Origin of the sequence: Pseudomonas sp. UBA6562 (assembly GCF_002434265.1) — a bacterium.
Classification (GTDB): domain Bacteria; phylum Pseudomonadota; class Gammaproteobacteria; order Pseudomonadales; family Pseudomonadaceae; genus Aquipseudomonas.
The window spans coordinates 581,250-595,501 of sequence record NZ_DJJS01000007.1; the positions used below are offsets into that span (position 1 = coordinate 581,250).

The window sequence follows — 14,252 nt, forward strand, 5'->3', positions numbered from 1 at the left end:
ACGGCCGGCCTTGCTGGCCGTGCCCGATGCACGGCGTTGGCAGCGCCTTGGTCAGCGCAGTTGCCATGACCGTGCATTACCCTCGCATGGGATTTGGCGGTTGGCCCGCGAGGCGTGCGCCGCCCCGCTCCAGCCGTTGCCCTGGCGTGCTAGCGCCGCCGCCTGGCGATTTCGCGCGCGACCGTCACCACCAGCAACATCCCGCCGGCCAACCCCAAGGTCAGCGACGCGCCCACCTGGGCAGCCACAGCGCCCGCCAGCAGACCACCGATCGCTTCGAAGCCAAAGCGCAGGGCGATGTAGAACGACACCACCCTGCCGCGCAAAGCGCTCGGTGCCCCACTCTGCAATTGCATGTTGGTGCTGACGTTGCTCACCGTGATGCCGAAGCCCAGCGCGCCCAGCGCCAGCAGTGCCACCGGCAACGGCCCAGGTGCCGCCAAGCCCAGCAGGCCTGCTGCGCAGAGCACGGCACCGGCGGTGATGAACCTTCGCAGGCGCGAAGACGAACCGCTAAAGGCCAGCACCAGCGTGGCGACGAATGCCCCTGCGCCGGCAGCGCCCCACAGCCAGCCCAGGGTCCGCGCATCTCCCTGGTACACCGACTTGGCCAGCACCGGCAGCAGCGCCGTGTAGCACGAGGCCAGGACATTGACCACCACCACGCTGACCATCAGGTGCCGCACATCGAGCGTGCACCACAGGTAGCGCAGGCCTTCGCGAAAGACCTCGCGGGTCGAGCCGCTGGCTTTGCTGGCAGGGCTGCCGCGCACCTTGAGCAGGCCTACCAGCAGCGCAGAAAACGCCAGCGCCGTGAGCAGAAAGCACAACGCCTCGCCCGCCCAGGCGATCAGCGCGCCGGCCAGCGGCGGGCCGACGAAGCGCGCTGCGTTGATCAGCATGGCGTTGAGTACCAAGGCATTGGGCAGGTCGGCCGGGTCGGCGACGAAGCTGCCGATCAACGCCTGGCGCAGCGGCGTTTCGAAGGCGTTGAGCAGGCCCAGCAGCAAGGCCATGCCGACCAGGCTCGACGCATTCAACAGGTGGGCATAGGCCAAGCCGGCCAAGGCCAGCGACTGCAGGGCCAGCAACGTCTGCACCGCGATCAGCAGGCGGCGCTTGTCATGGCGGTCGGTCCAGGCGCCGGCGATGGGGCCGATCAGCAACTGCGGCGCCAGGGTGACGAAAGCGATCACGCCGAGCAGCGTAGGCGAATCGGTCAGATGATAGGCCAGCCAGGCCAGGGCGACCTGCTGCACCCACTTGCCGAGGGTCGACACCGCCTGGCCGGTGAAATAGATCTGGAAGGCCGGATGCGCCAAAGCCCGCACGGGGGCGGGCCAGGCGCGTACGGGGACGCGGTGTGGATCGGGCAAAGCGCTACTCCTGTGGGTACGGCGACCGCTCGGCCCAGCCGCGCAACTGCGCGCAGGTCAAGGCAACAGGCAGCCTTTGGCTTTCAGCGAGGCCAGGACCCAGGTCCGGTCGTTGGTGCCCTGGGCTATCTGGTCGAGTTGTTTCTGTTCGGCGGCATGCTTGGCCGCGGCACGGTCGTATACCTCGCCCACCTGATCGAACGGGACGCACAGCAGGCCGTCGTCGTCACCGATGACCAGATCGCCGGGCTCGATCACCATGCCGTCGATGGCGATGGGCACGTTGATCTCGCCTGGACCGTCCTTGTAGGGGCCGCGATGGGAGATACCCGCCGCGAACAACGGAAAATCACCGGCACCGAGGGTGCCAGCATCGCGGATCGCGCCATTGATGACGATTCCGGCCACGCCGCGCTTGATGGCGTACGCGACCATCATCTCGCCGATCAGGGCGTTGGACAGGTCACCGCCGGCATCCACCACCACCACGTCGCCGGGTTCGGCGATATCCAAGGCGTAATGCAGCATCAGGTTGTCGCCCGGGCGCGCCTTGACCGTCAATGCCGCACCCGCCAGCACACCGGCGCGGTGCATGGGGCGGATGCGTGCGCCGCCGGCGGTCATGCGGTTCATCGAATCGCTGATATTGGCCACTGGCACGTCACGGTAGCGGGCGACCCATTCGGCGTCGACTTTACGGGCACGCTGCAGAACTCTGAATCCAATGCTCATGTGACCAACCTCTTGCTGGTGTCGTAGGTGAGCAGTAAGCCTGCCCCTTTTTTGTTTTTTCAGAATGGCATTTCATTTAAACCATTGCAACGCCTCTTAACTACACTTTCAAGCTTCTACAACAGGATTGGTTTTTGCTTATTGCAACGTCGTTTCAATATGGTTAGTGTTTGCTCAACTCGCCGCCGCGTGTGGCGTAGATGCTCCAACCACAAGAACAAGGCATACGACCATGAGCATGACCAAGACCGTTCTGCTGACCGGGCCCGAGCTCGCACCCGACGCCATGCGCTTGGCCGCCGACCAGGGCGTGCGTGTGGTTCCCACTGCGCCCTACCTGCCCGCCGCCGAGCTCGAGGCGATCATTCGCGCCGAGCAGCCCGACGCGATCATCGTCCGCCAGGGCGAACTCAACGCATCGATGATCGCTGCCTCCTCCAACCTGAAGGTGATCGCCAAGCACGGCGTGGGCTACAACACCATCGACATTCAGGCCGCCGCCGCGCGTGGCATTCCCGTGACCATCGCGGTCGGGGCCAATGCGCAGTCGGTCGCCGAACACGCCTTCGCCCTGCTCTTCAGCGTGGCGCGGCAAACGGCATCGCTCGACGCGCGCATGCGCGCCGGGCACTGGGACAAAGCGTCGGCCAATGGCGTAGAGCTGTTCGGCAAGACGCTCGGGCTGGTCGGCCTGGGTTCGATCGGCAGCGTGCTGATGGACCTCGTGGCGCCCTTGCAGATGAAGGTCAAGGTTTACGACCCGTTCCTGGGACAACTGCCTGAGCGTGCCCATGTCGAGCGGGAAACCGATTTCGACCGACTCCTCGGCGAAAGCGATATCATCAGCCTCCATTGCCCCCTGACCGAGACCAACCGCCACCTCATGGGCGCCGCCCAGTTCGCCCGTATGCGCCCGGGTAGCATCCTCATCAACACGGCCCGTGGCGAACTGGTCGACACCGCGGCACTGGTCGAGGCCCTACGCTCGGGCCAGCTTGCCGGCGCCGGGCTGGACACCTTCGAGCCAGAGCCGCCGCCGGCCGACAGCCCGTTGTGGAGCTTGCCGACCTTGGTCGCCACGCCGCACGTCGGCGCCAACACCTCGGCGGCGCGCGACCGCGTAGGTCTGCTCGCGTTGCAGCAGGTATTCGCGGTCTGGGCAGGCGAGCCGCTCGACCCGCGCTGCGTGGTCAACCGCCAACTGCTGAACAACTAGCCTTTCGCCGTACGGCCGGGCTTTGCCGAAAAAAGCCCCAACCCAGATCCGCGTAACTCCAGAAAAAATAACAATTGGAGCGCCCCATGACTGCGACCACTCCCCCCGTCAGCGAACTCGAGCGCGCCACCATGCGTCGCGTCGCCTGGCGTATCCTGCCGTTCCTGATCGTCTGCTATCTGATCGCCATTATCGACCGTGGCAACATCGGCATGGCCTCTTTGCAGATGAACGAAGACCTTGGCCTCACCGCCAAGGTCTTCGGTTTCGCCAGCAGCCTGTTCTTCTTCGCCTACTTCCTGGTCGAGGTGCCGAGCAACCTGGCCATGCAGCGCTACGGCGCGCGCATCTGGATCGCTCGGATCATGATCACCTGGGGCATCATCTCCGCCGGCACCGCCTTCGTAGGTGGTGCGAACTCGCTGTACGTCATGCGCTTTCTGCTCGGTGCGGCCGAGGCTGGATTCTTCCCAGGCGTGCTGCTCTACCTCACCTACTGGCTACCCGCCGCCTACCGCGCACGCATGGTGGCGATCTTCATGGTCGCGATCCCGGCGGCCAACTTCATCGGCTCGCCGCTCTCCGGCCTGCTGTTGAGCCTCGACGGTTGGCTGGGCATGCGCGGTTGGCACTGGCTGTTCATCATCGAAGGCATCCCTGCCGTACTGCTCGGCGTTGCTTGTCTGTTCGTGCTGACCGATCGGCCCGAGCAAGCCAAGTGGCTGACTGACGAGCAGCGCAGCTGGTTGATCCAGCGCCTGTCCGAAGAATCGGCGAAGAAAACCGCGATCGGCCACATCTCGCTGTGGAAACTGCTGCGGCACAAGGACATCTGGTTGCTGGCCCTGATCTACTCGGGCGCATCGGCTGCCGGCAGCACCATGAGCGTGTGGGCGCCACAACTGCTGAAGACCTTCGGACTCAGTTCGATGGAGATCGGCCTGGTCAACGCCATCCCCTATGGCCTGGCGTCGGTGATGATGGTGATCTGGGGCCGCAGCTCCGATCGCACCGGTGAACGCCGCTGGCACACGGCGATGACCATGCTGCTGATCGCGGCTGGCCTGCTGATGACCCTCTTCACCTCGTCCCTGCCCGCTACCGTGCTGATGCTGAGCATGGTGCTGATCGGCGCCTACTCCATGAAAGGTCCGTTCTGGGCGCTGGTGTCGGGCTGGCTGTCGTCCTCGACGGCCGCTGCGGGCCTTGCGGCCGTCGGCGCGTTGGCGAACCTGATCGGCGGCGGCCTGATGGTCAACGCCTATGGCGCCATCCACGACGCCACCGGTAGCTACGCCATCGCACTCATGCCGCTGGCTGCGCTGTGCACCTTGGCAGGCGTACTGGTACTGATCATCGGGCGCAAGCGCCAGCAAGAACAGGCCCAAGCGGCCCACGCTGCCGTGGCCAAGTAACGCTCCCGCACATCGTTCCTGCCCAGCCGTTGCATGGGCAGGAACCGATGCATACCCGCCGACCCAAGCCGATTGCCTGACCCCGCGGGCATGGAGCTGGCGTCGGCAACGTCGCATGCAAGCCAGCAACTGCTGAGCCTGCACCCACCTGCGGCGTCACTTCACAGACGCTGCGCCCTCTTCGATCTTGCAGCCCAAGCTGCGCATCAGATCGCGCGCGGTGTCGAAAAACACCTCGCGCAAGGTGTGCGCCGTCTCTTCCGTGAGGCGGCTGGCCGGACCGGACACCACCAGCGCCCCCATCAGCTCTTGCTGGGCACCATAGATGGGCAAGGCCATCGAAGCGGCATGCGGGTCGGTGGCACCGCGCGAATAATAAGGCTTTTCGAGCGCCATACCGGCCGCATAGTTGGCCCTCAGAGCCTGCGCGCCTGCGGCTTCGTCCATGGGACGCATGTCGCCGGGTTGCAGGTTCAGGCGCAGGCTGTGTGGCGAATTGACCCGGTATTGGCACATCCGGTAGGCACCGTGCCGGACATAGAAGGAGGCCGTTTCGCCCGTCTGTTGCGACAGGTGGTGCAGCCTGGGCATCACGTGCCGCTCTAGATCCAGCGCTTCCTGGTAGACGGCGTTGAGGCGCATCACCTCGCTGGCCAACTGATAGCGGCCGTCGGCCATACGCGTGATGAAACCGTGGGTTTCGAGCGACACCATCAGGCGCATGATGGTGCTCTTGATCAGCCCGGTGCGCTCGGCGAGGTCCACCAGGCTCAGCGCCGTGTCACCCATTTGGAAGGCCGTCAGGACAGTGAGCACCCGATCGGCCGAGGCCACACCATTCACCGCCGGGCGCGGTCGCGCTTTTACCATTGCGAATACCTTCTAAGGCTTGCAGCCCCTGGGGACTCGGGGCCGAGAAAAAGGAAATGAGGGGGCGGCATTGAGCGCGTGTGGCTGACCGGCTCGGCCAGTTGCACACGATGCCAATGCGCGAAGCGCGTCAGCGGCATGGCCGTCCGGCGGCCCTGGTGGTTAGGGCCGCCCTCCGCCGATCGATCAGTCCGCCAGGCGCCAGGTGGTGGTGCCTTTGCTGTCTTCCAGCACCACGCCCATGGCCGTGATCTGGTCGCGAATGCGGTCAGACTCGGCCCAGTTCTTCTCGCTGCGCGCTTGCAGGCGCGCCTGGATCAGCGCTTCCACTTCGGCGGCGTCGACCTTGCCTTCGGCACCTGCGCGCAGGAAATCGTCGGCCTCCAGCTGCAGCACACCCAGCACGTCGCCCAGCTCGCGCAGACGCCCGGCCAGCCCAGCGGCGGCATCAGGGTCGCTCTCGCGCAGGCGGTTGATTTCGCGGACCAGGTCGAACAACACAGCGCAGGCTTCGGGGGTGCCGAAGTCGTCGTTCATCGCCAGGGTGAAGCGTTCGACGAACGCCTCGCCACCGGCCGGCGCCATCCGCGGCAGCCCGCGCAGGGCATGGTAGAACCGCTCCAGGGCGGCCTTGGCGTCGCGCAGACTGTCTTCGGAATAGTTGATCGCGCTGCGATAGTGGCTGGCGACCAGCAGATAGCGCACCACCTCGGGATGGTACTTGTCGAGCACGTCGCGGATGGTGAAGAAGTTGTTCAACGACTTGGACATCTTCTCGCCATTGATGCGGATCATGCCGCAGTGCATCCAGGCGTTGGCGTACGGCTTGCCGGTGGCCGCTTCGCTCTGGGCGATCTCGTTCTCATGGTGCGGGAACTCCAGGTCGCTGCCGCCGCCGTGGATGTCGAAGCTCTCGCCCAGGCAGCAGGTCGACATCACCGAGCACTCGATGTGCCAGCCCGGACGCCCCGGCCCCCATGGCGACTCCCAGCTCGGCTCGCCGGGCTTGACGCCCTTCCATAGCACGAAGTCGAGCGGGTCCTGTTTGGCCTCGCCGACTTCGATGCGCGCGCCGATGCGCAGGTCTTCGACCTTGCGCCGCGACAGCTTGCCGTAGCCGACGAACTTGCCGACGCGGTAGTACACGTCGCCGTTGCCCGGTGCGTAGGCATAGCCCTTGTCGATCAGGGTCTGGATCATCGCGTGCATGCCGGGGATATGGTCGGTGGCACGCGGCTCCTGGTCCGGCGGCAGGATGTTGAGACGGCGTTCGTCCTCGTGCATGGCGTCGATCATGCGTGCGGTCAGTTCATCGAAGCGCTCGCCGTTCTGGTTGGCGCGGTTGATGATCTTGTCGTCGATGTCGGTGATGTTGCGCACGTAGGTCAGCGCATAGCCGCTCTTGCGCAGCCAGCGCGTGACCAGGTCGAAGGCCACCATGCTGCGGCCGTGGCCCAGGTGGCAGTAGTCGTACACGGTCATGCCGCACACGTACATGCGCACGTTGTTGCCGTCGAGCGGTTTGAAGACTTCTTTCTGCTTGCTCAGGGTGTTGTAGACGGTAAGCACGACGGTTCCTCAGCTGCCCCAGGAGTCACGCAGGGTGACGGTGCGGTTGAACACGGGACGGCCCGGCTGGCTGTCCTTGAGGTCGGCGCAGAAATAACCTTCGCGCTCGAACTGGAAGCGGTCTTCGGCCTGGGCCTGGGCCAGCGACGGCTCGGCGCGGCAACCGCTGAGCACTTGCAGCGAGTCGGGGTTGATGTTGTCGAGGAAGGTGCCGCCGTCTTCGGTCTTTTCAGGATTGGCCGAACGGAACAGGCGGTCGTACAGGCGCACTTCGCACTCGACGCTGGCCGCGGCCGGCACCCAGTGGATCACGCCTTTGACCTTGCGCCCTTCGGGGTTCTTGCCGAGTGTATCCGGGTCGTACGAGCAACGCAGCTCGACGATGTTGCCATCGGCGTCCTTGATCGCTTCGTCGGCGCGGATCACGTAGCTGCCGCGCAGACGCACTTCGCCGGCCGGCTCCAGGCGCTTGTAGCCCTTGGGCGGGGTTTCCATGTAGTCGTCGCGGTCGATGTACAGTTCGCGGGCGAACGGCAGCGTACGCACGCCCATGTCTTCCTTGGGGTGGCGCGCCAGCTCCAGTTGCTCGACCTGGCCTTCGGGGTAGTTGGTGATGACCACCTTCAGCGGGCGCAGCACGCACATGGCGCGCGGCGCGGTGCGGTCCAGGTCGTCGCGGATGCTGAATTCGAGCATCGACATGTCGACCACGCCATCGGAACGGTTGGTGCCGATCATGTCGCAGAAGTTGCGGATCGACGCCGGGGTGAAGCCGCGGCGGCGGTAGCCCGATAGCGTCGACATGCGCGGATCGTCCCAGCCCTCGACGTGGTTTTCGTCGACCAGCTGCTTGAGCTTGCGCTTGGAGGTGATGGTGTAGTTCAGGTTCAGGCGGCTGAACTCGTACTGGCGCGGGCGCGCCGGCACCGGCAGGTTGTCCAGGAACCAGTCGTACAGCGGGCGATGGCCTTCGAACTCCAGGGTGCAGATGGAGTGGGTGATGCCTTCGATGGCGTCGGACTGGCCATGGGTGAAGTCATAGTTGGGGTAGATGCACCAGGCGTCGCCCGTCTGGTGATGGTGCGCGTGGCGAATGCGATAGAGGATCGGGTCGCGCAGGTTCATGTTCGGCGAGGCCATGTCGATCTTGGCGCGCAGCACGCGCTCGCCATCCTTGAACTCGCCGGCCTTCATGCGCGCGAACAGGTCGAGGTTCTCTTCGACGCTGCGTTCGCGGAACGGGCTGTTCTTGCCCGGCTCGACCAGGTTGCCACGGTATTCCTTGGCTTGCTCGGGGGTCAGGTCGCAGACGTAGGCCTTGCCGCGCTTGATCAGCTCGACCGCCCACTCGTGCAACTGGCCGAAGTAGTCGGAGGCGTAGCGCACCTTGCCGGCCCACTCGAAGCCCAGCCACTTGACGTCGCGCTGGATGGCGTCGATGTATTCCTGGTCTTCCTTGGCCGGGTTGGTGTCGTCGAAGCGCAGATGGCACGCGCCGCCGAATTCCTCCGCCAAGCCGAAGTTGACGCAGATCGACTTGGCGTGGCCGATGTGCAGGTAACCGTTGGGCTCTGGCGGGAAACGGGTGACGATGCCGGCGTGCTTGCCGGCGTCCAGGTCGGCCTGGACGATGGGCCGCAGGAAGTTCGCAGGGGCTACGGGAGCGCCTTTGGCGGCAGCGTTGGGCGCGTGGTCGGCAGTGGGCTTGCTCATAGGATCCTTGAATGCACGTGTCGGGCCGGGTAGGCCGATCGAATCAAAACGCCTATCATAGCCGATGCAGTCAAGGGGCTGACAGCCGAACACCGCAATCCAGTGCGATTTGTCTCGGTCAGGCCCGGGCACGGCACCTTCGATGTGTCGCGCAGGTCCCATCCCTCGTCAGGTAAGCGCATGCGCCTGGCGCAGCGCCCATTTCCACATGCCTCAAAAAGCGAGTTCCCGCATGTCCAAAGTCAAACTGAGCACCAACCACGGCGACATCGTCCTGCAACTGAACGCCGAGAAAGCCCCGCAGACCGTCGAGAACTTCGTGCAGTACGTCAAGGAAGGCCACTTCGACGGCACCGTCTTCCACCGCGTGATCAAAGGCTTCATGATCCAGGGCGGCGGTTTCTCGGCCGAAATGAGCCAGAAGAAAACCCGCGCCAGCATCCAGAACGAAGCCGACAACGGTCTGAAGAACCAGAAGTACAGCATCGCCATGGCCCGCACCATGGACCCGCACTCGGCCTCCGCGCAGTTCTTCATCAACGCCTCGGACAACGAATTCCTCAACCACAGCGGCAAGAACACCCAGGGCTGGGGTTACGCGGTGTTCGGCGAAGTGATCGAAGGCCGTGAAGTGGTCGACGCCATCGAACAGGTCAAAACCGGTTCCAAATCCGGCCATCAGGACGTGCCGGTCGACGCGGTGGTCATCGAGAAAGCCGAGATCGTTGAGTGATACTGCTGATCTCCGATCTGCACTTGCAAGAACAACGCCCGGACATCACCCGGGCGTTTCTCGATCTGCTGTCGGGCCGTGCGCGGCAGGCCGAGGCGCTGTACATCCTGGGCGACTTCTTCGAAGCCTGGATCGGCGACGACGCCATGACGCCCTTCCAGCGCTCGATTTGTCAGGCCCTGCGCCAACTCAGCGACAGCGGCACCCAGGTGCTGCTGATGCACGGCAACCGCGACTTCCTCATCGGCAAGGCTTTCTGCAAGGCCGCCGGCTGCACCCTGCTGCCCGATCCATGCGTGGTGGAACTGGCCGGCGAACCGGTGCTGCTGATGCACGGCGATACCCTGTGCACGCAAGACGTGGCCTACATGAAACTGCGCCGCTACCTGCGCAACCCGCTGACGCTCTGGCTGCTGCGTCACCTGCCGCTGTCCACCCGGCATAAGCTGGCGCGCAAGCTGCGCAGCGAAAGCCGTGCGCAAACGCGCTTGAAAGCCAGCGACATCGTCGACGTCACCCTCGACGAAGTGCCGCGGCAGATGGCGGCCCATGGCGTGCGTACGCTGATCCATGGCCACACCCATCGCCCGGCGGTTCATGAGCTGCTGGTCGAAGGCCAGCCGGCGCGGCGCATCGTGCTGGGCGACTGGGACCGCAGCGGCTGGGTGCTGCAAGCCGACGAACACGGCCTGCAGCTGGACAGCTTCCCTATCGAGCAGCCGTCTGCGGACCGCGCTTAGCGCGGCCGTTGGGCCTCGTCGGCCTCACTGATGCTGTAGGCCCGGTACTGCGGATCGGCCTCGATCTGCGCTTCGGTGAACGGCAGTGGCGCCAATTGGCGCGCGGCGAAGGCGCGGGTCTGGTCGTCGAAATGCGGCGAAGCCGCTTCGCTGGACAGCGAGAACGCCAGCAAACCTTGGGCTTGCGGCCCTTGCGCGGTGAAGCTCACCACCTGCAAGTAGCTCGTACCGCTCACCACCCGCCGCTTACCCGGCGCCACCGGTACGCTGACCATCGAGTTGTACACCCCAAGGGCCTGCGACCCTCCCGCCACCGGGGTGCCCGCGGCCGACTGCTGGATTTGCCCCCACTTCGCGTGGTCGGCGATACCCGCCTCGCGCACCTTTTCCAACGACGCCAGCGCCGCTTCGCGCAGATGGGCGCGCACCGCCGCCTGCTCGACCGCAAGGCCGCGCGGGGTATGCTGCGGGTCGGCGGGATCGAACGGCACCCGCCACAGTTCAGGATGGTTAGCGAGGTCGGCGAACAGGTTCTGGAAGTGCACCCAGCCCAGCCCGCTGTCCAGATCGGCCTTGCCGTCCCAGGCCTCCAGGCTGGCGCACAGGGCCGCCAGGTCGCTCTGTACCGTGGCGCACCACTGTCGCAGATCGGGTCGCAGCAGCTGCGCCAGGTAGACCTCGTCGTCCAGCACCAGATCGCGCAACGCCGCAGCGTCGAGCTTGCCCTGCCCTTTCAGGCGTTCGAGCGCGAAGCGGCTGCGCAGGCCCAGCGGCTGCTCGGCGCGGCTCACCACTGGCGAGAAGCCGGTCAGCGGTTGCGCGGGGTTGACCATCCAGGCCGAATCGTTCGAATGCTGCACGAAATCGCGCCGTTGCAGGCTGGGCAGTTGATTGGCCGGAAAGATGCCCGGCTGCGCCGCCTGGGGGTCGACCTTCCATGCGCAGGTTTGGCGCGAGCCGTCGAGCACCACCAGTGGCTGGCCGGCAGCCGCCGGGTCGCTGCACGTGGCCAACAGCGCTTGGTCAACGTAGGGCACCACCGACTGGTTCAGGTACAACGCCTCACCGCCGGCGTCCACAGCCAGGGTGTTGACCCATGGAATGCCTTGGGTTTCACCAATGGTTCGTTTAAGCGCGCCCAGGCTGTCGGCGCGGTTGATCTGGTACCACTGTTGCAGCACTCGCGTATTGGCCAGGTTGGCATCGCGCAGGCTGTAGGCGTGCTGGCCGTCCCAGTCCAGGCGCCCAGGCCATTGCACGATGGGCCCGAAGACGGAGCTGTAGACTTCGCGGCGTACTGGGTTGAGCCGGCCCTGCTCGTCCTTGACGGTGACGGTCAACGTCTGGCGCTGCAAAGGTCGAGACACACCGTCGAGCAGGTAACGGGTCGGGTCCTTGGGGTCGAGCTGCAAGCGGTAGAGGGTGAAGTGTTTGGAGCTGTCGACGGTGTGCGTCCAGGCCAGGTGTGGGTTGAAGCCGATGTTGATCAGCGGCAGTCCGGGCAATGCGGCGCCCATGACGTCAAGCTGGCCGGCGATGGTCAGGTGCATCTGATAGAAGCGCAACCCGCCTATCCAGGGGAAGTGCGGATTGGCCAGCAACAGCCCATGACCGTTCGCCGAGCGCTGCGCGCCGACTGCGATGGCGTTGCTGCCACGCTCGCTGGCGAAGCGTTGCTGGCGCGCCAGGGCACTGGCGAAATGCGAAGCGGCGGGCGCCGTGGCCAGGCCCGGTGGCGTGGCGCCGGCCAATGCTTCGGCGAACTGCCCGACACCGCCTTCGGCGAGCAGGCGGCGGGTCAGCTTGGCCAGGTCGCGACTGGTGATCGGCCGTACGCCCGCACCGTCGCCACATTCGCTGGGCAGGCCCTGGGCGCGGCGCTCGGCCAGCACGCGGTTGTAACCACTGGCATAGCCGTCGAGCAAGGCGCGCACTGCTGCGGGTTGCGCCTGCAGGAAGTCGTCGACTGCGGCCGGGGTATTGAGCCAGGTGAAAAACAGGTCGCTGTCGAGGTTGTTACGCCGATCGACGGTCGTGCCTTGGCTGCCGTGGTAACGCGACCGCTCGCCGTTCACGGTCAGCACTTCGTCGGCCAGCAGGCACAGGTTGTCCTGGCCGTAGGCATAACCGATGCCATAGCCCAGGCCCCGCTCGTCTTTGGCCAGAATGTGCGGCACGCCGAATGTGGTACGACGAATCTGCGCGCTGGCCTCAAAGGGCGCGGCATGGACTTGGGCGCCGACGGCGGCGAGGAAGACGGCTGACAGACTGAGGCACGCCAGCGGGCGCGAACGTGTGGTCACAGGGGCTCCTGATCGATTCGAGGGTCATCACGATCAAACGAAGCGAAGGGCGCAGAAATTTACCTGGTCAGGTGCATGCGCGGAGATCGGACCGCACCCTGGCGTCGAATTTTTTCCAACTCGGGTGCAGTTTTTTCGTTCTCGTTCGTCTTACTTCATTGAGGCACACACATTTGGGACCGAAAACGAAAGGGAGCATTCTGCACATGTACAACCCGACACCGCGTGCTGAGCGAACCAAGCCGACCGGCCTAGGCCCAAGCGGCACCGCACAGGCCGCCCAGGATCGCCTTGGCAACGAACAGATCCGCGAATTGCTGCGTGTCTACGGCTTGCGCACCAGCCTGATCCGGCTGAAGGTGATCGACGCCTTGCACATGGCCGACAAACAAAGCCGCCGTATCGGTGTGCGTGGCGTGCACGCGCAGTTGGAGCAACTGGATATTCCGTTGTCGTTCCTGAGCGTGCGCGAAGTGCTCAAACGCTTGTGCGTGGAGGGCGTGCTCACCTTGGGCGACGACAAGTGCTACAGCCTCAATCCACCCGCGTTGGCGGTCCTCGAGAAGCGTTGACGGCCAGTATCGCCGGGCGCAATGACCGGCCTGAGACTCAGCGCTGCCTGACTTTGCGGCGCAGAATCCCGTTGATCACCACGACCACGACGGCAATGGCGATAGCCAGGTACTGAAAGGTCTGTTCGCTGATGGTGCCTTGCTTCTGCAGGTGGGACAGGCCCAGCATCAGGCCCAACATGACCACGAGAATCAGGATCGAGTATTTCAGGCGCTGCATGTGTGTCATCGAAAAAATCCCTGGCGCATCAAGTGAAAGGAGGATTGGACGTGGCGCGCATCATACCGCGCTGGCGCGGACGCTGCCTTCTCGGATGGGTTCGCCCAGTTGCTCGAGGGTGGCGCTAGGCATTTCAACTTCAACTGACATCCCACTCCGACAAATCAGCCTTAGCGGGCTTGCCAAGCGATTCTTCTTACGTCTGCGCACTATGATGCCTGCGAACTTGACCCCTCAATGACTACGAGAGGCGGCCCGATTGTCGCCTAGCGACCCCTCAGACGCTGTTCGACAATTCGCCCAGGTTCCGGGGTATTCAAGCGTGCCGCCATGTGCCGAATGCCTATCGTGCCCACCCCAATCTGAGGATCTCATCATGGATATGCCCGATCTGTCCCACATCGATACCCACCAACTTCCCGAATCGCTGCAGTCGCTCATCGAATGCATCGGCATCGAAAACGCCTACAAACTGACCCAAGCCTACGGTGGTCGACCCAAGTACATTCCCAAACACCGCGAACGCACCCGCCTGATCGACGTGCTACCCCTCGATGCGCTGGATTCGTTGATCAAACGTTTCTCCGGAATGGCCCTGGAAATCCCCAAGGTCGATCATTTCCAGCGGCAGATTCGCAATCTGCAAATCCAGCAAGAAAGTGCCAATGGCTGTTCGCGCAGCTTGTTGGCCGATAAATACGGCCTGAGTCTGCGCCAGATCGGCAACATTCGCCGCCAGCACTGATCCCTTTCCCCACTGGATATGATCCAGCCATGAGCCAGACCTACAGCC

The 14,252-nt window shown here is 64.5% G+C and carries 13 protein-coding genes; 6 read left to right on the forward strand and 7 right to left on the reverse strand.

All coding sequences use genetic code 11. The features are described 5' to 3' along the window. Positions 1-149: 149 nt before the first annotated feature. Positions 150-1,331, reverse strand: coding sequence for an MFS transporter (locus B4M43_RS14605; RefSeq protein WP_296268406.1), 1,182 nt, complete (start codon positions 1,329-1,331; stop codon positions 150-152). Between the two features lie 102 nt (positions 1,332-1,433). Next, a complete protein-coding gene (locus B4M43_RS14610) occupies positions 1,434-2,108 on the reverse strand; it encodes an RraA family protein (protein WP_296268149.1) in 675 nt (224 codons plus the stop codon). A 238-nt stretch (positions 2,109-2,346) separates the two neighbouring features. Here B4M43_RS14610 and B4M43_RS14615 point away from each other — a divergent pair, with 238 nt between their 5' ends. Both B4M43_RS14615 and B4M43_RS14620 read left to right on the forward strand, forming a co-directional pair. Then, entirely contained in the window at positions 2,347-3,324 is a 978-nt protein-coding gene (locus tag B4M43_RS14615) for a hydroxyacid dehydrogenase (RefSeq protein WP_296268407.1), read from the forward strand. A gap of 86 nt (positions 3,325-3,410) precedes the next feature. Further along, positions 3,411-4,739, forward strand: a complete 1,329-nt coding sequence (locus B4M43_RS14620; RefSeq protein ID WP_296268150.1) for an MFS transporter — start codon at positions 3,411-3,413, stop codon at positions 4,737-4,739. 156 nt (positions 4,740-4,895) lie between these two features. Here B4M43_RS14620 and B4M43_RS14625 read toward each other — a convergent pair whose 3' ends face one another. From B4M43_RS14625 to B4M43_RS14635, 3 genes are all read right to left on the reverse strand, one after another. Then, complete coding sequence (locus tag B4M43_RS14625; protein ID WP_296268151.1) at positions 4,896-5,609, reverse strand: IclR family transcriptional regulator; 714 nt, start codon at positions 5,607-5,609, stop codon at positions 4,896-4,898. Positions 5,610-5,795: 186 nt separating this feature from the next. Beyond that, positions 5,796-7,178, reverse strand: a complete 1,383-nt coding sequence (cysS, locus tag B4M43_RS14630; protein WP_296268152.1) for a cysteine--tRNA ligase — start codon at positions 7,176-7,178, stop codon at positions 5,796-5,798. Between the two features lie 9 nt (positions 7,179-7,187). Further along, on the reverse strand, positions 7,188-8,891 hold the full coding sequence (locus tag B4M43_RS14635) for a glutamine--tRNA ligase/YqeY domain fusion protein (RefSeq protein ID WP_296268153.1): 1,704 nt from the start codon (positions 8,889-8,891) through the stop codon (positions 7,188-7,190). A 232-nt stretch (positions 8,892-9,123) separates the two neighbouring features. Between B4M43_RS14635 and B4M43_RS14640 the strand changes: the two genes are divergently transcribed. Together B4M43_RS14640 and lpxH are read left to right on the forward strand one after the other, a co-directional pair. Then, entirely contained in the window at positions 9,124-9,624 is a 501-nt protein-coding gene (locus tag B4M43_RS14640) for a peptidylprolyl isomerase (protein WP_296268154.1), read from the forward strand. Further along, a complete protein-coding gene (gene lpxH / locus B4M43_RS14645; protein WP_296268155.1) occupies positions 9,621-10,364 on the forward strand; it encodes a UDP-2,3-diacylglucosamine diphosphatase in 744 nt (247 codons plus the stop codon). The genes B4M43_RS14640 and lpxH overlap by 4 nt, the downstream gene beginning before the upstream one ends. Here the strand turns inward: lpxH and B4M43_RS14650 are convergent. Further along, positions 10,361-12,667 (reverse strand): acylase, encoded by a 2,307-nt coding sequence (locus B4M43_RS14650; RefSeq protein WP_296268156.1) that lies wholly within the window; start codon positions 12,665-12,667, stop codon positions 10,361-10,363. The genes lpxH and B4M43_RS14650 overlap by 4 nt on opposite strands. A 206-nt stretch (positions 12,668-12,873) precedes the next feature. On the opposite strand from B4M43_RS14650, the gene B4M43_RS14655 reads away from it, so the two are divergent. Continuing rightward, on the forward strand, positions 12,874-13,239 hold the full coding sequence (locus tag B4M43_RS14655) for a fe2+ zn2+ uptake regulation protein (RefSeq protein ID WP_296268157.1): 366 nt from the start codon (positions 12,874-12,876) through the stop codon (positions 13,237-13,239). 37 nt (positions 13,240-13,276) lie between these two features. Here the strand turns inward: B4M43_RS14655 and B4M43_RS14660 are convergent, their stop codons facing one another. After that, entirely contained in the window at positions 13,277-13,468 is a 192-nt protein-coding gene (locus B4M43_RS14660) for a hypothetical protein (protein ID WP_296268158.1), read from the reverse strand. Between the two features lie 367 nt (positions 13,469-13,835). On the opposite strand from B4M43_RS14660, the gene B4M43_RS14665 reads away from it, so the two are divergent. Next, entirely contained in the window at positions 13,836-14,204 is a 369-nt protein-coding gene (locus B4M43_RS14665) for a transcriptional regulator (RefSeq protein ID WP_296268159.1), read from the forward strand. Positions 14,205-14,252 lie beyond the last annotated feature (48 nt).

What these genes read in the sequence shown, in the direction of transcription:
- B4M43_RS14610 (WP_296268149.1), bottom strand. Translation starts at nt 2,108, where the DNA reads ATGAGCATTGGATTCAGAGTTCTGCAGCGTGCCCGTAAAGTCGACGCC.
- B4M43_RS14615 (WP_296268407.1), top strand. Translation starts at nt 2,347, where the DNA reads ATGACCAAGACCGTTCTGCTGACCGGGCCCGAGCTCGCACCCGACGCC.
- B4M43_RS14620 (WP_296268150.1), top strand. Translation starts at nt 3,411, where the DNA reads ATGACTGCGACCACTCCCCCCGTCAGCGAACTCGAGCGCGCCACCATG.
- B4M43_RS14625 (WP_296268151.1), bottom strand. Translation starts at nt 5,609, where the DNA reads ATGGTAAAAGCGCGACCGCGCCCGGCGGTGAATGGTGTGGCCTCGGCC.
- B4M43_RS14635 (WP_296268153.1), bottom strand. Translation starts at nt 8,891, where the DNA reads ATGAGCAAGCCCACTGCCGACCACGCGCCCAACGCTGCCGCCAAAGGC.
- B4M43_RS14640 (WP_296268154.1), top strand. Translation starts at nt 9,124, where the DNA reads ATGTCCAAAGTCAAACTGAGCACCAACCACGGCGACATCGTCCTGCAA.
- B4M43_RS14655 (WP_296268157.1), top strand. Translation starts at nt 12,874, where the DNA reads ATGTACAACCCGACACCGCGTGCTGAGCGAACCAAGCCGACCGGCCTA.
- B4M43_RS14660 (WP_296268158.1), bottom strand. Translation starts at nt 13,468, where the DNA reads ATGACACACATGCAGCGCCTGAAATACTCGATCCTGATTCTCGTGGTC.
- B4M43_RS14665 (WP_296268159.1), top strand. Translation starts at nt 13,836, where the DNA reads ATGGATATGCCCGATCTGTCCCACATCGATACCCACCAACTTCCCGAA.